Raw genomic sequence first — 18,779 nt, 5'->3', positions numbered from 1 at the left:
TATTATCACCTCTAAATATAGTTATGCTGCATTAAAAATGAGAACGTTGTTTCTGGCAAAAATTGCTGCAAGGAAGGTAAATCTTTTTCTGCAATCGCTTTCCGAACGTTTGTAGCCGAAACGGTTGATTGGTTGATCTTCAGACGGTCAATCACGATCAGTTCAAGCTCGGGAGAAAAAACGGCAGCCATTGCCTCATTGTAGAGTTGGGTCACGGGTGAGTAAGGCTCTGAGCCTACAAAACGCGTGGTGATCGCCAACAGCGGGGCAATTTTTTCTTTGAAGAGGGTTGCATCAAAGGCGGCTTGTTTTTTGGCAATCGCCTCAGGTGCTTGCTCTTTTAAGAAATAACTGGGAAAGACCGCTGAAGAGACGAGATAGTTGTTGGTCGGCAGCACCGTTACATTTGACAGGTGAGCCAAGCCCTCCGTCACCATCTGCAGCCGTTCACTGGCAGAAAACTGTGAACGGTCTTCTGACAAAACGAACACATAAACTTGCTCTTTTTGACTCGCAGCTGTTTCAACTAAGTACAAATGTCCCTTGGTAAAAGGATTGGCGTTCATTACGATCGCGCCGTTGTTTTGTCCGATTCGCTGCCGTTGCAGTTGTTGGGCATAGCTTTCATAAGAAGGAACGCCTTGTTCCATGAACAAGATGTCTTGTGCTGCCAGCACTTCACGAAACCCGAGAGATTCAAAAAACAGACGATTTTTCGGTGCTGTATAGACGAAGGACTTGGTATAGCCCTCGTCTTTGATATGATCGCTAAGGTGCGAAATCAATTGCGTCAACAGCTGTTCGGAGCGTTTTTTTTCACAGACCACCACATACTTGATGATATTGGCATAGCAAGAAGCAGTAGCAATCAAGGTTTGCTGGTCAAAAATGCCGACGGTATAGGCTACTTCTTCACCGACGGCTAAGCCAGCACGGGTGATCAATTTTTGCCATTGCAAAAAGACTTCCGGATCTTTTTGCAGCCAGATTCTTTTTAGGGTATACATACAATGCCTTCTTTATTTTTTTACTGGGAAGAGCTTCGACAAAAGCAAGGATGCGAAGTAGATGATCAGGATCACGACAAAGACGCCGCCCCAACCGAATAACAACAATTCAAATGAAGTCAGTAAATCTTGACTCATAATTTTCCTCTCCTTTCTAGTGACCTAAGCAATCAGTGCCAGCAGTAAGCCACCGGCGATGACCGAAGCAATCTGTCCTGAAACGTTGGCACCGGCTGCATGCATCAAGATAAAGTTTTGCGGATCTTCATCTGTCGCCATTTTTTGGATGACACGACTAGACATTGGAAACGCAGAGATACCAGCTGCACCGATCATTGGGTTGATTTTTTCTTTACGGAACAAGTTCAGCACTTTCGCAAACAACACGCCGCCGACCGAGTCCATAATGAAGGCAACCAGCCCTAAACCAATAACCATCAATGTATCGACTTGTAAAAATTCTTCATATTGCATTTTCACAGAAATTGATAAACCTAGGAGGATACTGATGATATTCACCAGTTCGTTTTGAGCGGTGATGGACAAACGATCCAAGACACCACATTCCCGCAAGAGATTTCCGAACATCAAAAATCCGACCAATGGCAATGAAACAGGAGCAATCAACCCTGCTACGATCGAGATCACGATCGGGAACAAAATTTTTGCCGTTTGCGAAACTTCACCGGCACGATACGTCATGCGGATTTTTCGTTCGTGCTTGGTCGTCACAGCTTTGATGGCTACCGGTTGAATGATCGGTACTAGCGCCATGTAAGAGTAAGCTGCTACCATGATCGCACCCATATATTTCGAGTTCAGCGTATTTGCGACAAAAATCGACGTTGGTCCGTCAGCGGCACCGATGATCCCGATGGAAGCTGCGTCGTTTAAATCAAAACCAAGCAGCACGGCAACGATGATCGTAAAGAAGATCCCGAATTGCGCAGCGGCACCAAACAATAAAAGAAATGGATTTTGCAGCAATGGACCGAAGTCGATCATCGCACCAATCCCGATAAACAAAAGCAAAGGGAACAATTCAGTTGAGATCCCCATATCAAACAATACTTGGAACGGGCCAGCTTCTCCACCAGCACTTAACACACCTGAGTTCGGGAAGTTCACTAACAACGTGCCCAATCCCATAGGAACCAACAAGGTTGGTTCATATTCTTTCTTGATCCCCAAATACATCAATAGACCACCGATGAGCATCATAACGATCCGTCCCGGCTCCGATCCTAACCCGACTACACCTTCAATTAACGTTTCCACTACGTCACTTCCTTTTCAATAAATTAGCCGATCGTAATCAGCAGTTCTCCTGGGTTGACCATGTCGCCCGCATTGACTGCAATCGCAACAACGGTTCCGGCTTTTGGTGCCACGATCTCATTTTCCATCTTCATGGCTTCTAAAATCATCAACGACTGGTTTTCTTGTACAGTATCACCTACATTGACCAAGAGACGTAAAATCGTTCCCGGCATTGGAGAATGAATCGGCTCGCCGTCAGCAGGAAGCGTACCTGGCGCTGGCTGTGGTGCTACTTCTGGTTCTGGTGTGCTGACTGGTTCTGGTTGAGCGGGTGCCGCTGCTGGAGCCGGTGTTGGCACTGCTGGGGCAGGAGCGGTAGGTTGCGGGGCACCGATTTCTTCCATTTCGACAAGGTATTCTTGCCCATCGATCGCTATTTTAAATTTACGTAACATGTTTTTCCCTCACTTGTTTTCATTTTTTTTGGCTATTTTTTTGATTGTGAACTGAGAATCTGATAGCTCTCCGGCGGCGATACTGGCGGCAATCAGGGTGACTCGCTTAAATTCAGGATTGCGTTTCTCAATTCTTCGAATGACAAACTGACTTTCAGGGGAACACTCGGCACCTAGTGCGGCGGCTATCAGACTGACTAACGGATAATCTTCTGCAGGCGCCGGCTGATAGCCCGACACTTCTTGCCAATCAGACGCGGGTGGGTCCGCTATCATTTCCCTTGGCTTCAGAGGAGGACTGACAGGCGCATCTGGTTCATCATGCGTTTTTTTGAACAATCTTTTAATAAGATTCATGGGTTTCTCCTTTCTCAATGATTCGTTCCCTTTCATTATAGAAACTCCCGTTCAATCAGCGAGATTTATTTCGGCTGAAAATTGTTTTTTCAGTGTTCCTTTTTTGAGAAAAGAGTGAAAAACCGATATAAACGTTGATTTATCAAGGTTTTTCTTGCGTTAATATTCTGTTAAGAACTTTTTAAACGAAAAATAAGATTTGAAAAGAGAAATTGTTTTTTTGCTGTTCTTTTTTTAAACGGGTCTTTTTTTCTATTTCTTGATTGTTTATTCTTAGACGTGTAAAGCATTCAATAACATTATTTCCTTTAAGAAAAGAAAAATATTCACAAACTAGTGACGCTTGTCGCTAACAAATTACGGGCCTGTAATTTTTTTAAAATGTTTTTTGATAACGCTTACACATTTCGATGCATGAAAGGAAGAAGAAAATGTTCTTAACAATTTTGTCCTATGCCATGATTATTGTCTTCATGTTTGTCATCATGAAGAAAAAAATGTCACCCTTTACATCCTTAGTAATTATCCCATTACTATTTACCCTCGTTGCGATGGTTGCTGGTGTTTCCGAAAAAGGCAACATCGGTGATTTTGTCCTTGAGGGCATCTCGACAACAGCCAACACAGGAATCATGTTGCTGTTTGCGATTTTGTACTTTTCCATTATGTTGGATGCCGGTTTGTTTGATCCAATCACGAAAAAAATGATTTATTTTGCTAAAGGCGATCCGATGAAAGTCTTGATGGCAACGGCAGTCGTTGCTGCTGCGGTCTCTTTGAACGGTGATGGAACGACCACTACCTTGATCTGTTGTTCTGCGTTTATTCCCATCTATAAGAAGCTGAATATGAAAATGATGAACCTTGGTGTCTTGATCATTTTGCAAAACACCATCATGAACTTATTGCCATGGGGCGGACCGACTGCCCGAGCAATGGCCGTGCTGGAAGTTGATGCGGATATTCTTTCTTATTTGTTGCCAGGAATGATTTTGTCTCTGTTATATGTGATTTTCTTCGTGGCTCGCAGAATGGGGATCCAAGAACGGAAACGTTTAGGGGTTACGGAACTGACGAACGATGAGATATTAGAAATGACGACTGTGACTGATCCTGATACATTAGCGATCCGCCGTCCGAAAAACTTTGTCTTCAACGGTATCTTAACGATCGTCTTGATTGGCTGGTTAGTAGCAAGCTCCTTTATTTCTAGTATCGCTTTACCACCAATCTTGTTATTCCTTGTAGGTACTTGTATCGCATTGATGGTCAACTACCCAATTTTGAAAGATCAATCGTCACGGATCGGTGCCAACGGCGGCGACGCTGTGCAAGTCGTAATTTTAGTTTTTGCAGCGGGCGTCTTCATGGGCTTGTTCCAAGGCTCTGGGATGGCTACTGCCTTAGCGAATAGTTTCACGCAAATCATTCCTAAACAATTGGCTGGTTTCTGGGGGTTAGTTATCGCCCTGATTTCCGCACCTGGGACCTTCTTTATTTCCAATGATGGGTTTTACTTTGGGGTTCTACCGGTCTTAGCAGAAGCGGGTCGTTCGTATGGCTTCACCAATATGCAGATGGCCTTGGCGTCCTTAATGGGCCAAGCGTTCCACTTGTTAAGTCCATTGGTTGCCTTCATCTACTTGCTATTGCGCTTGACTGGCTTAGATATGGGGCAATGGCAAAAAGAAGCGGCGAAATACGCACTGGGGATTTTCGTGATCTTTGTCGTTACGATCGTACTATTAGGTCATATGCCGTTTTATATTCCACAGTAACTTCATAAAGAAACTATCGAGCAGGCTGCCATTTTGCTCGGTAGTTTTCCTTGTTTATCGATATATCTATTTTTTCCCAAAAATCTCATTTGTTTTTAGTATGATAGGAGTAAATCATGAATCCAATTATTGATGCAGTAAATAAAAATCTGGATCTGACCAAAAATAAACCATTAAAAGATTTGATCTATGAAGCGTTCAAAAAAACCATCATTTTAGGAGACATTCCCGCAGGCTCTCGCATCAATGAGAAAGAATTTTCCGATACGTTAAACATCAGCCGGACCCCAATTCGTTACGCCATGACTCAGCTGGTGGCTGAAAAACTGGTGGAACACGTACCAAAAATCGGCATCGTCGTAAAAGGGATCAGTATCAAAGATGCTTATGAGATTTACGATATCCGCAAATCATTGGATACATTGGCGACTATCAAAGCAATGGCCTTGATGAGTGAGGAAGATTTCCGGGAGATGCGCTGCTTGTTAGAACATGGCGAACAGCTGAATCGTGAGGATGATGTGGATGGGGTCTTGAAAAACTTTTCTGACTTCAATGCGTTTATTTACGAAAAAAGCCAGATGCTGCGGTTAAAAAGTATCGTGCTGGATCTGCAAGCGTACCTCGTGTATTTTCGTGACATTGCGATTCGCTCTTCTAGAAGAAGGGATGCGGCATTGGCGGAACATTGGCTGATTTATCGCGGCATGAGAACCAATGACACGGAACAGATCACGTTGTTGACCCATGAACATTTGGATCACTCCCTGCAATTTATTCTTGCTGAAATGGAGCGAAGAAAAATTGACTGATTCCCGTCTTTTTATCGCCAGCAGCTATGCAGTCAATGCGCTGCATTATGAGGTAGCGTTAGCACCCAAGCCTGGTTTAGTAGATCCTTGCTCCTCTGGTGCGCATCAGGACATGAATGTGTTTACCTTTATCAACAGTATCACTTGTTTGGCGCCTTTTTTTCAGCGCTATAGCCAAGCTGGCTTTGCCCATACAGGCGCCCTGATCCAGCTGTTTGACCAGTTACGTGGGATCGGTCAAGAAGCAGAAGAAGCGATGCTTCAGGCAACCAAAGACATCAATACCCACAAAGGGGCGAACTTTTCCTTTGCAGTTTTGTTGGGGGCGACAGGAGTCTATTATCAACAGCATGACAAGGCTGTGCTGACGGCTGAAGATACTAATCAGATCCTGCGGCTTGCCGCCAACATCTGCCAGCATTTGGTCAAGCAAGACCTGCAGCAAATCACCCACAAAGACCAGTTGTCTTACGGAGAAAAAAATTATTTGACCTACGGCACGATGGGGATTCGTGGAGAAGCCGCAGCTGGTTATCCAACGGTTAAAAAATTGCTGGAGTACTTACGGCAGCAACCACAAAAAACCTCCGTTTCCTTGTTGCGAGGGTTGGTCTATCTAATGAGTGAAACCGAAGACAGCAACCTCGTCCACCGAGGCGGCTACGAGGCGATGAAGACCGTGCAGCAGGAAATGCAAAAAATTCACCAAGCCAATCTGTCGGATACAGACTTGCTTCGTGAATTAACGACCTATGATCAAGTATTGATCGCACGCCATTTGAGTCCTGGCGGGTCGGCGGATCTTTTAGCCTTGGCCCTTTATTTCTTGCAGCTAGAAGGCGTCTCCTTCTGGTAAAAAGGTATAGCCGATCCCCCAAACGGTTTTCAAAAAACGGGCTTGCTTCGGCTCATCTTCAATTTTGTTTCGCAGATGATTGATAAAAACCATCACGGTATTGGCATCGAATTGGCCATCTTGCCAAACATTGCTGTAAATCTGTTCTTTCGAGAACACTTGATCCGGATTTTCCATGAAAAAGCGCATCAGCATGATTTCTTTTGAAGACAACTTGATGGGCTGATCATTTTTGAAAAACTGATAGCGTTTTTGGTCAAAACGAAACATGCCGCTGCACAGATCGCCTTCCGGTTTGGCGATCCCTTTTTCTCGCAGCACGTTGCGGCGATCAAGAATCGAAACGATTTGTGCTTTTAAGAGTGCCGGTGAAAAAGGCTTCGTAATGTAGTGATCGGCGCCAATCTCATAGCCGTTGATCATGTCTTTTTCGTCACTTTTTCCGCTCAAAAAAACGATCGGCACCGTGGGGTTTTCTTCCCGAATCAGTTGTGCCAAATGATAGCCGTCATTTTCATGCTCTAAACTGATATCCAGTAAAAAAAGATCAAAGCTGACACGAGAGTTGATCGCAATCGTTTTTTCAACGGAATCGGTCTGGTAGATCAGAATACCCGTCGACTGTAAAGATTTCCAAATCAGCCGCCGAATGGCAGGGTCATCATCAACGATTAAAATTTTTTCATCTCGCAAAATATCCGCCTCCTGTATCAATAGTATTATAGTAAATATGAAAGGGGTTTACAATGAAACCGCCATCAAAGTTTTGGCTGTATTTAAGTGTGGTCGCTACCTTATTCATTACACTGATTGGACTTATTTTTACCTTTACAAGTTATAAAAGCGCACAAAGACAAGCTGAAACCGTCGGGTTGCGGCAGTTGGAAACGGTCAATCAAGCGGCGATCAAGCTGATCAGCCGCAGTATCGAATCGTACCACATGGCTCTTACCAATTATGCCGATGACCACCTCGAAGGCGCCGCCTTGGCTGATTTGCAGCGCCCCTTAACGTTACCAGTGATCAATTCTGCGAACAATGCCATGGTCGGATTGTTTTTGATCGACCAACAAGGTCAGGTCATCGCCCAAAATACCGCAACGTCTATAAATAAACCACAAGATCCAACGATGCAGGAACTGTTATTTAAAGATCCATCCTTAGACAAAGTATTGGCGGGTCGGCAGGTACAAAATGGGCAAGTCTATTTCGATGGTAAAGAGGCCTATTTAAATGTGTATCAGTCCCTAACCCTTGACGACAAAGAAGCGGTTCTTGTGATGCCTTTGAATCTGCAGCGCATGTATCATCATGAATTTACCACCGATCGCAATGTTTCCGGCTATACGATGGTCAAAAACGCCGATATGCGGATCGTTATGCACCCATCGGACGAACAAATTGGTTTTTCCATCGTTGAGAGCCGCAAAAAAGAATTTCCAGAGCTGGATTTCACCGATCTTGAGCGCTTGGAGCAAGAACAAATCGACAATGAAGAAGGCACCTCCGTCTATTATTCTTATTGGTGGAACGAAGAAACACTGCAAAAAGTGCTGAAATTGGCTGCTTATCAATGGATCACCATCGGCGACAGTCGGCTGATCGTCGCCAGCAATGCCGATTTTTTGGAGCAAAGCGGTCTCTTCTTACAAGACAACTTGATTTTGATCGGCCTGCTGGGTTTGTTGTTTGTCATTATGATTTTATTGACCGTACTGATCAAAAACTACATGAAACGCAATCAAGCCTATGTCGAAAACCAAGCATTGAAAGAACGACAACGGCTGTTAAAAGAAAAGCACGAAATCGAAAAAAACATTTTGCAAGAATCAAAACTGGAAACCATTGGCTTGCTAACGACCTCAATCGTCCATGACCTAAACAACTTTTTGACGCCTATGATTGGTCATCTGCAATTGCTGATCGAGGAAAACCAACACGATGAAGTCTTAGTGGAGGACTTGCAAGAAGTCTGCAAAGCGGCGGAAAAAGGCAAAGAGTTATCCAGCAATGTGCTGCGTTTTTCGAAACTCGAAAGTGCCGATAAAACTGTGCAGTCGATTGCTACTACCTTGACAGAAGCCATCGATACTATGCGCGCACTGTTGCCAAAAGCCTTTTCCCTTACGTATGATATCCAAGAAGTAGGATATGCCGTCTACGAGAAGATCGATCTGCAAGTCATCATTTACAATTTGTTGATGAATGTGTACCAAGCAAATGCCGATTGCAGCATTCGATTGAGTCACACTTCGACAGAGAGCGCCACCTTTCCGTTTCGTAAGCAAGCTTTCTCCGCACAACAGGAGTTTGCTTTGATCGAAATCGTCGACAACGGTCCCGGCATACCAGAAGCAATCCAAGAAAAAATCTTTACCCGCTTTTTCACGACCAAGAGTGCCACTGGCGGTACTGGTCTAGGACTCTTTACTGTCTCTTCGATCGTGGAAAAAAACGACTGGTTGATCGATGTTACAAGTACGCCTAAAGGAACCACCTTTTATATTGGTATTCCTCTAACTGATCCCGAAAAAGCCACTGAACCCAACTGATCCAATGGGATGGTTTCAGTGGTCTTTTTCTTGGGCATGCTGGAAGGCATTGATTTTTTGCAGGACTAGCAAGACCAGTACCAAGACAAAAATCGCTAGAGCAAAAAATAGGGCATCGTTCGCCATGCCTTGCGTCAGCAATAGCTCGCGCAAAATCGCAGTAATACTGATCAAAATCAAGTAACGGACGGGAATATGGTGTCCGTCCTTCATATACCGCAGCAACATCAAAATGATTTCTAACAAAATGAATAACGTGGCAATTTCTTCAATCAAAAAGGACAGGTGGGGCGCTTCACTTAAAGGAAAGAGCGTCGTGCTGATCATAAAAATCGCTTTTCCCATAAAAATCAAGACGACAACGACTAAGATCGCTAACATGCTATCAATACAGATACTGATCACTCGCTCGAACATCCGGGTCAATTTTTCCATTTGCCACTCCATTTCTGCTTTTTCTTTTATTATACAAAAGAAGGCGCAGGACAAAGGGAAAAGAACAGTGAAAGAACAATCGCGGCAATATCTTTTTGACCGCGAACTTAACGGTCATTCTATGAGCGGGACCTTTGTGGCAGCTTTGAATAGCAGAAATTAGCGAGGAAAATATAGTATCTTTTTCCGATAAAATTAGAAAAAAATGAGAATGAATAGTTAAAATATACACAAATTATTACGAGACACTTAGTTTCTTTTTTTGTTACAATGGTTAAATAAAATAGAACTCTGTTGAAATGTTGCTTAAACAATGTTTTTATCGCTATCGAATGGAAAAATAGTCCGATCGCAAGATGTTTACCATTGTTAATAAAGTAACAAGTTAAGCGGGGTTCGCAAGAAAAAGGCTTCTTTTCTCATCATATATGACGGGGATCAGTGAGGAGAAAAGGGCAAAAAGAAAAACGGAGGGAAACAAATGAAAAAAAGTGGATGGTCAAAATGGGTGATTGGGGCAGCCTCATTATTGTTGCTTAGTGCATGTGGTGCCGATGGCGGAACAAAAGCCAGCAGCAGTGCGGCAAGCTCTTCTTCAGAAAGTGAAGTCACTTCAGGTGCTTCCCAACAAGAGTATACCGATCCAGCAGAGTTAAAAGATCAATATGATATCGTCATCGTTGGTGCTGGCGGTGCAGGGATGGCAGCAGCCTTGTCGGCTAAAGATGCTGGAATGAATCCAGTCATTTTAGAAAAAATGCCGATCGCAGGCGGAAATACCTTGAAATCTTCTGGCGGAATGAACGCATCAGAAACCAAGTTCCAAGAAGCCCAAGGCATTGAAGATTCCAATGAACTATTTTTTGAAGATACACTAAAAGGTGGTAAAGGAACCAACGATCAAGATCTGCTGCATTATTTAGTAGACAACTCTGCTTCAGCGATTGATTGGTTGGATTCAATGGGGATCACTTTAGACAATATCAGCTATAGCGGTGGTGCCAGTGTAAAACGGATCCATCGTCCTCATGACGGTTCAGCAGTCGGTACGTATTTGGTGGATGGCCTGTTGAGAAACATTCATGAGCAAGAAATTCCTTTATTTGTAAATGCTGATGTGACAAAAATCAATGAAACAGACGGCAAAGTCACTGGCGTCAACGTGAAAATCAATGGCGAAGAAAAAGAAATCGCTGGTGATGCAGTTGTTGTTACTACTGGTGGTTTTGGCTCCAACAAAGAACTGATCGAAAAATACCGTCCAGATCTGAAAGGCTATGTCAGCACGACTTCTGAAGGAAGTACAGGCGATGGTATCAAGATGATCGAAGAATTAGGCGGCGCAACGGTTGATATGGATCAAATCCAAGTCCATCCAACAGTGGTTCAAGATACAGGGATGTTGATCAGTGAAACCGTTCGTGGAGAAGGCGCCATCTTGGTGAACCAACAAGGAGAACGTTTCTACAATGAATTAGAAACCCGCGACAATGTTTCAGCTGCCATCACAGATCTGCCAGAAAGCTATGCCTACTTGATTTTTGACAATGCGTTAGCAGGTAGAGCCAAACAAGTCGATTACTACAAAGAACAAGGTGTAGTGGTAGAAGCTGACACCATCGAAGCGTTAGCTGAAAAAATTGATGTCGATCCAGCAACCTTGAAGAAAACTTTAGATACATGGAACCAAGCAGTGGCAGACAAAGCCGACAAAGATTTCGGTCGTGAAACGGCGATGGACTATGATTTGACGGAAGGACCATTCTATGCGATTCAAATTGCACCTGGGATCCACCATACAATGGGCGGCGTCAAGATCAATACGAAGACCCAAGTGTTGAAAGAAGATGGCACACCAATCACTGGCTTGTATGCAGCAGGTGAAGTGACCGGCGGTATCCACGGACAAAATCGAATCGGCGGCAATGCTGTAGCCGACATTATGGTCTTTGGTCGCCAAGCAGGCGCGCAATCCTCTGACTATGTGAAAGAAAATGGGAAATAGGCGGCTGTTTTTTCCTAAAAAAGATCGTCTATAAAGAAAGAAACTTGGAACGAATCCTCTTAAGTGATTAGGAGGAGAATCGTTTCAAGTTTTTTTGTATTTCTCACTGAAAGGACGGAAAACTAGTCATTATAATCTTATAATGATTAAGTCGTTTATCATACATATATAAATAAACTATTTATAAATGTAGGGTTTGCTTTTCAATGAATCGGAATCAAGGAATAAACGGATAGGATTGGTTTATTCGATGATAAAAAATTTTAGGAGGCAGAGTATGAAAAACGCATTGGTAAAATGGTCGGTCGGGGTGGCAATCTTACTTGGAGGGACCTTGTTCTTCACGGGGAAACAAGTATTTGCTCATGGTTATGTGGAATCACCGGTCAGTCGGGGCTATCAAGGGTCTTTGGATCGCAATACGTTAGGGTGGAGCGCTGCGTTTGAAAAATATGGCAATGTCATTTCAAACCCACAATCATTGGAAACCAAAAAGGGCTTTCCAGAAGCAGGACCAGTAGATGGTCGTATCGCTTCGGCAGATGGTGGACTCGGACAAATCGGGGACTTTGTTCTTGATGAACAAGGAACCAATCGTTGGACCAAACAAGACATCAATCAAGGACCATTGCGGGTCAATTGGCACTATACAGCGCCTCACAAGACCACAAAATGGCATTACTATATCACGAAACCAGGTTGGGATCAAAACGCGCCACTTTCAAGAGATAGCTTGGAATTGATCGCTACTGTGAATCACGATGGTTCGGCTGCCAGCAATAGCCCAAGCCATACCATTACCATTCCAGAAAATCGTCTCGGTTACCATGTCATTTTAGCGGTCTGGGATGTTGCCGATACGCCAAATGCCTTTTATAACGTGATCGACGTCAACGTTTCCGGCTCAACGGTCATTCCCGAAAAACCAGCAGCACCGGCAAATGTCCGCTCAGAACGAGTGACTAGCAGCACGGTGGCTTTAGCATGGAACGGTCAAACCGATGCGAAAGAATACAACGTGTATCGCGATGGTGCCTTAGTGGCAACGACTACTGAGCCAACTTTTACCGACACACAATTAAAAGCCAACACAACCTATAGCTATCAAGTAGAAGCAGTCGGCTTTACTGCGTTAGTTTCAGAAAAAAGTGCTGCAGTGAAAGTGACTACCTCAGCAGACAATCAAGTCGAAACCCCTTCGACACCAGGCAACCTGCACCAAATGAGCGTGACAGACAGCAGCGTGTCCTTAATGTGGCAAGCATCGACTCATACAAATGGGATCGCTGGATATGACGTTTACCGCAATGGCGTCAAAATTGCTACGGCCACAGGAACAACCTATGAAGACACGAATCTAGCAGCGGATACAACCTACAATTACCAAATCAAAGCAATCAGCAAAACGGGCGAACAATCCGCTTTCAGTAACCAGCTGAGCGTGAAAACCAATGCCAAAGAAGAAACGGAAACACCTGGAGGCGGGGAGTCAGAATACCGTGTGTGGAAACTAGGTACATTCTCTGCACCAGAAGTGTATACAAGTGGTGAAATCGTGAGCCATAAAGGCAGCAATTATGTCGTGATTAACACCCACTCAAATTACGGGGACACCACTTGGTCTCCTGATCAAGCACCAACCTTGTTTAAGAAGCTGTAACCCTTGAATGAATCAGGAAAGCAAGAGCAGTGCGGAGGCACTGCTCTTTTTGGCTCTTTTATGAGTGAATGGCTGAATCTTTGTTCGATTCGTGCAACCAATTGGACGAATTCGTTTGAGGAATGCAAAAACAGGTGCTGCTATGCATCATGCGTAGCAGCACCTGTTTTTTGTTTTAGATCAAGAATAGAAGAAACGGATCAAGATTCCACCTAGAATCAGCACGATCGCACCGCATAAACGGTTGGCCATTTGGGCAAAAGCAATCATTTCCATTCTATCAGAGGCAGACAATACAGCGATATTACCTGTTCCCCCCATCGAGTTGTTGATCATACCGGCGCCAATTGCGGTTTCAACGGGATACATCCCCAATACCATCCCGAAGAACCAGCTGGCAGCCCCCATAGATACGACACTGGTTAGGCAAAGCACGACAAATTGCCATGTAAAGGCAGAGGCCAGTGTTGACAGATCGATCAATGCCAAACCAATCCCCGCCAAAACCGCGTGGGTCAAATTCGTCATTACAACATTGTTGAACATCACCACAGAATCTTCGAGTTTCTTAGGGACAATATTCAAGGCTTTCAGAATAAAGACAATCACGATCATAAAGGCATACTCGTGAATTTTAGGGAAAAAGTCGCTTAAAATCGCACCAACGACCAACAGTGAAAAGGAAAACAGCATCCCGACCCCGATTTGTTGGACATCAAGCGTTATTTTTGGTTTTTCTAATTCTTCTTTCGTGGCATTGATCAGGGTGCCATGGCCATTGTATTTGGTTTTAGCAAAGGCCTTTGCGATAAATAAAGCACCAATAATGGCAAGAATATTCCCGAAAGTAACTGCTGGCGCTAATTGAGAAAAGATGGCGGCTTGATTGCCGTTTGCCAAGCCATCAGCATAAATTTGTGAAAGTGGGGTGATTCCCGCCCCCATCCCGCCAGACATCATTGGTAGAGACACATACATCACCGAATCAGCAAAGCCATTGCCTAGCAGCATACCGACAAGGCCGACGGAGAAAAAGCCTACTACCATGGTGATCAAAGCAACAGGAATGAATTTCGTAGAAGCCTTCACCAACAAATTGCGGTTCATACCTAAAATCGAGCCGCAAATCAAAGCGGCAATATAGAAATCAAGAAAACCAAAACCGCCCCCCATGAAGTCACTGACCGCGTCAATGACTTTCGTGGGAACGAGATGGAAGGAGGCCAAAAGGGTGGCACCAAGCAGGGTAAAAACTGACCCACCGCCAAGATAAGAATTCATGATCGGGAGTTTTTCCCCAATGAAATACAGCAGGTGTCCTAAGGCAACCAGTAAAATGGTGATCCCAACCATATTTAATGGCAACTTGTCTAAGGCAATCGCACTGAATATGACAACCATGAAAAAGAGATACAAGGGAAGACTAATTCCCGAAATCGTCATCGTTTTTAATTTATTCATTTTTCAGACCTTCCTAGTATGTTGGATACCATTTAAGATTTTGGACAGCTTTTGCCATATCGGTTTCTTGCGCTTGGGCTAGTCCTTGTTCTTTGGCTTTATTGGCAACTGCTTCAGCCACTTTGATAGAAACGTCCGCAACGTATTCAAATGGTGGGAGAACAGGTGCACCGGGTTGGCTCAAATCAACCAAACCACTTAATGAGTGAGCAGCGGCACCAATCATTTCGTCGGTCAAGAGAGAGGCTTCTGAAGCCAACATACCTAACCCTAGACCAGGATAGATCAAGGCGTTGTTTGCTTGACCAATTTGGTAGTCGACCCCTTTGTATTGGATCGTTCCTGAAGGGACACCGGTTGCCACAAAGGCTTTTCCATCAGACCATTCGATTACTTGTTCAGCCGTTGCTTCTAATTTTTTGGTTGGATTCGAGATAGGGAAAATCACTGGACGAGCAGTGTTTTCACACATCGCTTCCACAACTTCTTTGGTAAAGGCACCCGCATTGGTTGAAGTACCGACCAAAATCGTTGGTTTTGCGACTTTAATGACATTGATCAATTGCGACATATCGCCAGCATTGGCAAAGTCAGCCCGTTTTTTGGCAAATGGTTTTTGTGCAGGAGTCAAATCGGACATATCATCGAACAAAAGCCCTTGTTTGTCAACCATAAAGAAATGATTGTAGGCTTCTTCTTCTGAAAGTCCTTCGCTGACCATTTCGGCATGGACACGGCTGGCAATCCCGGCACCAGCGGAACCACCGCCATAACATAAGTAGACTTGATCCGTTAATTTTTCACCTGTAATATCCAGTGCACCGAAGATACCGCCAAGTACAACGATTCCCGTTCCTTGGATGTCATCGTTAAAAGTTGGAATTGTTTGTTTGTATTTGTCCAGAATCGTTGCAGCATTTGAACGGCCAAAGTCTTCCCAATGCAAGTAAAGTTTAGGGAACAATGATTCTGCCGTTTGAACAAATTGATCGATGAATTGGTAGTAGGCATCACCGTAGACACGTTCTTGACGATTGCCTAGATACAAATGATCCTCTAACAATTCTTTACGGTTGGTACCGGCATCGATCACGATTGGTAAAACAGAAGCAGGGTCGATCCCAGCAGCTGCTGTATAAATCATCAATTTACCGACAGAAATATCGACACCTTGGACACCCCAGTCACCAATCCCAAGAATCCCTTCAGCATCTGTGGCTACGATCAAGCGAATGTCCCGATCGCCAGCGGCATTTTTCAACGTTTCTTCGATGTTCTCTGGATGATTGATATCTAAGTATGCTGCATATTGAGGATCCACAAATAGGCGGCTGTAATTTTCAATGGTATCAGCAATCGTTGGATCATAGACGATCGGATTGAATTCAACGATATGTTGATTGAACAAATAGTAGAACAATGTCCGATTGGTATTAAAGATTTCCATTAAAAAGTGACGTTTTTCAATGTCTGATTCTTTGGTGACATATTGCAAATAAGCTTGTTCTGCTTGTTCTTCGATCGTTTGCACGTGTGGGGGCAATAAACCGATCAGCCCTAGTTCTTTTCGTTCTTCTTGTGTAAACGCGGTTCCTTTGTTCAAAAATGGGTTATTTAAGATGTCATGTGCTTTCATTATGTTCCTCCAATGGATATATTTTGAGTACTCGTTCATTTCCATTAGCTACTTTAATCCTCGGACAGAATTATAGTCAACTATCGGTGGTATAATAAAAATTATTTATAACAAAACCGCTGCTAGTTTAAACCGGTTAAGGGAGGAATCAGACGATGAATATACGAGATTTAGAATACTTTAACGCTTTGGCAGATATGCTTTCTTTTACCCAAGTGGCGCATAAATTTGCGGTCAGTCAACCAACCGTCAGCTACGCTGTCAAACGCTTGGAAGAGCATTATGGCTGTGATTTGATCGTGCGAGAAGCCTCACATCGCTCCATCTCATTGACCACGGAAGGGGAAATTTTGAAGGCTCATGCACAATATATCTTAGATGAATTTGTGACCTTAGACAGAGCCATCGACCATGCCAAAAACAATCGGACCCACATCGGCCTGCCACCGATCATTCGTTCCAAAGTCTTTTCAAAACTCTTAGATGAAAAAGAGATCATCCGCTTTATTTCGAAATTTCACTTGGTATCTGGGGGATCCAATGAATTGCTTTCAAAACTATTATCAGGAAAAATCGATTTTAGCTTGCTGGGCAGTGTCAATCCCCTCGTCCACCCGAATCTGCAGGTGAAATTATTGCATCAGCAAGAATTCTTTATTTTTGTGTCAAAAGAAAACCCATTAGCTAAGAAAAAGGAAATCTCATTTGAAGAAGCTGCCGAATATCCCTTTATCCTATTGGAAAAAGGCTATACCCACATGCGCGCTTTTCAGAATTTAAGTGAGAAATCAAAGAAGAAGCCGGAAGTCCCCTTTTATTTTTCAGACGTCCAGACGATTGGCCAGCTGGTCAGTTCCAATATCGGCATTACCTTGATGACGGAATTTCCTGTGTTTCAAGAAATGGAAGGCTTAGTGAAAATACCGCTAGTCCCTGAAGATAAGGAAATTTTTTATATTCAATATGCCTATTTAAAGAGTGCGATGTTGAATCAAGAGGTTCAAAAGTTGATTAGGATCTTGGATGAGCTGTCCTGGGAGGAGGAAGGGTGAGGAGTGGGGATTTCTTGAGGTAAGGTCAGAGAAAAATGGTGCAGGTGTGTGTTCTTCGGATGTTGAAATAAAAGGGATCTTTCAACGCGGGACAAGACGAATGGATGATTTCTTTAACCGATGAAACTAGAAAAAAATCCCTTTACTTAGACCGTTCTTATCGCATGAAAAAACGCTAAAAACCTTGATAACTATCGGTTTTTAACGTGGATTTTTGGTATAATAGTAGGACAGTAAAGTTTGTGACGGTGGCTATCTTTTGAAAGGTGGTGGTGCTTATGAAAGTAAGTGCTAACTCTTTAGAAAGGAGAAGCCTTTTGTCTGTAGCTGAAGCATTAGGGCTAATGATTAGTTTCGGTTCTTTAATCGCAACGATTATCTTTGGCATCCTAACTGCAGCAAAAAACGACAAAAAAAAGTAACCAGTCACTAAACTTTGGCGAGTTGACTGATTACTAAAATAATATAAAACTTGCCACCGTCTTAAACGGTGCTGTAGGGGAGTTGTTGACGCAACTCCTCTTTACACAGTAATTATAGCAAGATTTCAGTAAGATATCAATCATTGACGCTACAGACGTGCTTTGCACGTCTATTTTTTGTCCTCCTAAGTGGTGGGGAGCAGCTGGAAGGTGGAGGGCAAAAAAGATCGCTTTTCTTTCTTTAAAAAGGTCTAAGTACCACCATTTTTCCGCAATTTAACCATCCATTTTCTCGGTATTCTTAATCCATCAGGTACTTGAAATACCTTTCATGCGCATGAAGAAACTGAGTGAACAATGGAAAATGGTACAACAGAAAATAAAGGCACCTTTTTAGATCTTTTTCAGGAATCGAAGGATTTCGTTTAGGGATGGAACAAGCTGGCTACCGATGTGTTGGGTATTGTGAGATCGATGGCCATGCCAGAAAAAGTTATCAATCAATTCCTGACACAAAACAGGAGGTAGAAATGTATGATATCACAAAATTTTCAGATGAATTTATTCGAGGAATCGGACGTGTGAACATTATCGCGGGAGGATTTCCGTGCCAAGCTTTCAGCCTTGCTGGAAAAAGAAAGGGTTTTTCAGATACTAGAGCAACTCTCTTTTTTGATAATGCACGCTTAGCATCTACCTTGCGACCTAAGCTTTTATACCTTGAAAACGTCAAAGGACTTCTCAACCATGAACGAGGGGCTACGTTTGAGACAATCCTCCGAACCTTGGATGAATTGGGGTATGACGTGGAATGGCAACTGTTTAAAAGCAAAGAGTTTGTCGCCCAAAACAGAGAGCGTTTATTTATTATCGGACATCTTAGAGGAGCAGGTACCAAAAAGATTTTCCTATCACAAGAGAAGAAGGATCAGTTGATCAAAAATCAGGAAGGATCCATTTAGCTGGCGTCACATGCAGCGAATGATTTAAGTCGATTTACACGAGAAAGAACGTAATATACAGATGGTCTG

17 protein-coding genes and 1 pseudogene are annotated in these 18,779 nt (G+C 43.5%); 9 read left to right on the top strand and 9 right to left on the bottom strand.

The genetic code is table 11. The features are described 5' to 3' along the window. Positions 1-11: 11 nt before the first annotated feature. The 5 genes from citC to IGJ12_RS16215 are packed head-to-tail and all read right to left on the bottom strand — an operon-like array spanning position 12 to position 3,079. Positions 12-1,007 (bottom strand): [citrate (pro-3S)-lyase] ligase, encoded by a 996-nt coding sequence (gene citC / locus IGJ12_RS16235; protein WP_016613724.1) that lies wholly within the window; start codon positions 1,005-1,007, stop codon positions 12-14. 12 nt (positions 1,008-1,019) lie between these two features. Beyond that, positions 1,020-1,145, bottom strand: coding sequence for an OadG-related small transporter subunit (locus IGJ12_RS16230; RefSeq protein ID WP_008381833.1), 126 nt, complete (start codon positions 1,143-1,145; stop codon positions 1,020-1,022). 24 nt (positions 1,146-1,169) lie between these two features. Then, positions 1,170-2,285 (bottom strand): sodium ion-translocating decarboxylase subunit beta, encoded by a 1,116-nt coding sequence (locus IGJ12_RS16225; protein ID WP_005233072.1) that lies wholly within the window; start codon positions 2,283-2,285, stop codon positions 1,170-1,172. Between the two features lie 23 nt (positions 2,286-2,308). Then, a complete protein-coding gene (locus IGJ12_RS16220; RefSeq protein ID WP_005233074.1) occupies positions 2,309-2,722 on the bottom strand; it encodes an acetyl-CoA carboxylase biotin carboxyl carrier protein subunit in 414 nt (137 codons plus the stop codon). 9 nt (positions 2,723-2,731) lie between these two features. Beyond that, positions 2,732-3,079, bottom strand: coding sequence for a hypothetical protein (locus IGJ12_RS16215; RefSeq protein WP_223347142.1), 348 nt, complete (start codon positions 3,077-3,079; stop codon positions 2,732-2,734). Between the two features lie 431 nt (positions 3,080-3,510). Between IGJ12_RS16215 and IGJ12_RS16210 the strand changes: the two genes are divergently transcribed. The 3 genes from IGJ12_RS16210 (at position 3,511) to citG (ending at position 6,525) form a co-directional block, all read left to right on the top strand. After that, positions 3,511-4,857: a CitMHS family transporter gene (locus IGJ12_RS16210; protein ID WP_034872423.1), complete on the top strand. Its 1,347-nt coding sequence runs from the start codon at positions 3,511-3,513 to the stop codon at positions 4,855-4,857. A gap of 116 nt (positions 4,858-4,973) precedes the next feature. Continuing rightward, positions 4,974-5,669 (top strand): GntR family transcriptional regulator, encoded by a 696-nt coding sequence (locus IGJ12_RS16205; RefSeq protein ID WP_005233081.1) that lies wholly within the window; start codon positions 4,974-4,976, stop codon positions 5,667-5,669. Further along, entirely contained in the window at positions 5,662-6,525 is an 864-nt protein-coding gene (citG, locus tag IGJ12_RS16200) for a triphosphoribosyl-dephospho-CoA synthase CitG (protein ID WP_430619197.1), read from the top strand. Before IGJ12_RS16205 ends, citG begins: the two co-directional genes overlap by 8 nt. On the opposite strand, the gene IGJ12_RS16195 is transcribed toward citG, so the two are convergent. Further along, entirely contained in the window at positions 6,502-7,218 is a 717-nt protein-coding gene (locus IGJ12_RS16195) for a response regulator transcription factor (RefSeq protein WP_008381846.1), read from the bottom strand. The genes citG and IGJ12_RS16195 overlap by 24 nt on opposite strands. 53 nt (positions 7,219-7,271) lie before the next feature. Between IGJ12_RS16195 and IGJ12_RS16190 the strand changes: the two genes are divergently transcribed. Continuing rightward, complete coding sequence (locus tag IGJ12_RS16190) at positions 7,272-9,077, top strand: sensor histidine kinase (protein ID WP_086332775.1); 1,806 nt, start codon at positions 7,272-7,274, stop codon at positions 9,075-9,077. Between the two features lie 15 nt (positions 9,078-9,092). On the opposite strand, the gene IGJ12_RS16185 is transcribed toward IGJ12_RS16190, so the two are convergent. Beyond that, the gene (locus IGJ12_RS16185) at positions 9,093-9,512 is read right to left on the bottom strand and encodes a phosphate-starvation-inducible PsiE family protein (RefSeq protein WP_008381850.1); all 420 of its coding nucleotides are present in this window, start codon (positions 9,510-9,512) and stop codon (positions 9,093-9,095) included. A gap of 481 nt (positions 9,513-9,993) precedes the next feature. Here IGJ12_RS16185 and IGJ12_RS16180 point away from each other — a divergent pair, with 481 nt between their 5' ends. Next, positions 9,994-11,517, top strand: coding sequence for a flavocytochrome c (locus IGJ12_RS16180; protein WP_015510577.1), 1,524 nt, complete (start codon positions 9,994-9,996; stop codon positions 11,515-11,517). Positions 11,518-11,794: 277 nt separating this feature from the next. Continuing rightward, a complete protein-coding gene (locus tag IGJ12_RS16175; protein ID WP_176257016.1) occupies positions 11,795-13,177 on the top strand; it encodes a lytic polysaccharide monooxygenase in 1,383 nt (460 codons plus the stop codon). A 180-nt stretch (positions 13,178-13,357) separates the two neighbouring features. Here IGJ12_RS16175 and IGJ12_RS16170 read toward each other — a convergent pair whose 3' ends face one another. After that, positions 13,358-14,638 carry a 2-hydroxycarboxylate transporter family protein gene (locus IGJ12_RS16170; protein ID WP_086298859.1) on the bottom strand — a complete coding sequence of 427 codons (1,281 nt, stop codon included), beginning with the start codon at positions 14,636-14,638 and terminating at the stop codon, positions 13,358-13,360. Between the two features lie 13 nt (positions 14,639-14,651). Further along, entirely contained in the window at positions 14,652-16,313 is a 1,662-nt protein-coding gene (locus IGJ12_RS16165; protein ID WP_278251807.1) for a malolactic enzyme, read from the bottom strand. Between the two features lie 116 nt (positions 16,314-16,429). Between IGJ12_RS16165 and IGJ12_RS16160 the strand changes: the two genes are divergently transcribed. The 3 genes and pseudogenes from IGJ12_RS16160 to IGJ12_RS16150 form a co-directional block, all read left to right on the top strand. Next, positions 16,430-17,326, top strand: a complete 897-nt coding sequence (locus IGJ12_RS16160) for a LysR family transcriptional regulator (protein WP_008381857.1) — start codon at positions 16,430-16,432, stop codon at positions 17,324-17,326. Positions 17,327-17,604: 278 nt separating this feature from the next. Further along, positions 17,605-17,748: a putative holin-like toxin gene (locus IGJ12_RS16155; RefSeq protein WP_086298857.1), complete on the top strand. Its 144-nt coding sequence runs from the start codon at positions 17,605-17,607 to the stop codon at positions 17,746-17,748. A 431-nt stretch (positions 17,749-18,179) separates the two neighbouring features. Then, positions 18,180-18,692, top strand: a pseudogene (locus IGJ12_RS16150) (DNA cytosine methyltransferase); the annotation flags it as partial. Positions 18,693-18,779: the final 87 nt, after the last annotated feature.

Origin of the sequence: Enterococcus sp. DIV0802b (assembly GCF_050543535.1) — a bacterium.
Lineage (GTDB): Bacteria > Bacillota > Bacilli > Lactobacillales > Enterococcaceae > Enterococcus_D > Enterococcus_D entomosocium.
The sequence above is the reverse complement of the archived record's forward strand: the minus strand, read 5'-3'. Positions and strand labels throughout refer to the sequence as shown.

Bases quoted from the DNA above. Each gene is read 5' to 3' on its own strand.
- IGJ12_RS16170 (WP_086298859.1), bottom strand. From the start codon at position 14,638: ATGAATAAATTAAAAACGATGACGATTTCGGGAATTAGTCTTCCCTTG.
- IGJ12_RS16165 (WP_278251807.1), bottom strand. From the start codon at position 16,313: ATGAACGAGTACTCAAAATATATCCATTGGAGGAACATAATGAAAGCA.
- IGJ12_RS16175 (WP_176257016.1), top strand. From the start codon at position 11,795: ATGAAAAACGCATTGGTAAAATGGTCGGTCGGGGTGGCAATCTTACTT.
- citC (WP_016613724.1), bottom strand. From the start codon at position 1,007: ATGTATACCCTAAAAAGAATCTGGCTGCAAAAAGATCCGGAAGTCTTT.
- IGJ12_RS16155 (WP_086298857.1), top strand. From the start codon at position 17,605: ATGAAAGTAAGTGCTAACTCTTTAGAAAGGAGAAGCCTTTTGTCTGTA.
- IGJ12_RS16160 (WP_008381857.1), top strand. From the start codon at position 16,430: ATGAATATACGAGATTTAGAATACTTTAACGCTTTGGCAGATATGCTT.
- IGJ12_RS16215 (WP_223347142.1), bottom strand. From the start codon at position 3,079: ATGAATCTTATTAAAAGATTGTTCAAAAAAACGCATGATGAACCAGAT.
- IGJ12_RS16210 (WP_034872423.1), top strand. From the start codon at position 3,511: ATGTTCTTAACAATTTTGTCCTATGCCATGATTATTGTCTTCATGTTT.
- IGJ12_RS16180 (WP_015510577.1), top strand. From the start codon at position 9,994: ATGAAAAAAAGTGGATGGTCAAAATGGGTGATTGGGGCAGCCTCATTA.
- IGJ12_RS16185 (WP_008381850.1), bottom strand. From the start codon at position 9,512: ATGGAAAAATTGACCCGGATGTTCGAGCGAGTGATCAGTATCTGTATT.
- IGJ12_RS16230 (WP_008381833.1), bottom strand. From the start codon at position 1,145: ATGAGTCAAGATTTACTGACTTCATTTGAATTGTTGTTATTCGGTTGG.
- IGJ12_RS16190 (WP_086332775.1), top strand. From the start codon at position 7,272: ATGAAACCGCCATCAAAGTTTTGGCTGTATTTAAGTGTGGTCGCTACC.
- IGJ12_RS16205 (WP_005233081.1), top strand. From the start codon at position 4,974: ATGAATCCAATTATTGATGCAGTAAATAAAAATCTGGATCTGACCAAA.
- IGJ12_RS16220 (WP_005233074.1), bottom strand. From the start codon at position 2,722: ATGTTACGTAAATTTAAAATAGCGATCGATGGGCAAGAATACCTTGTC.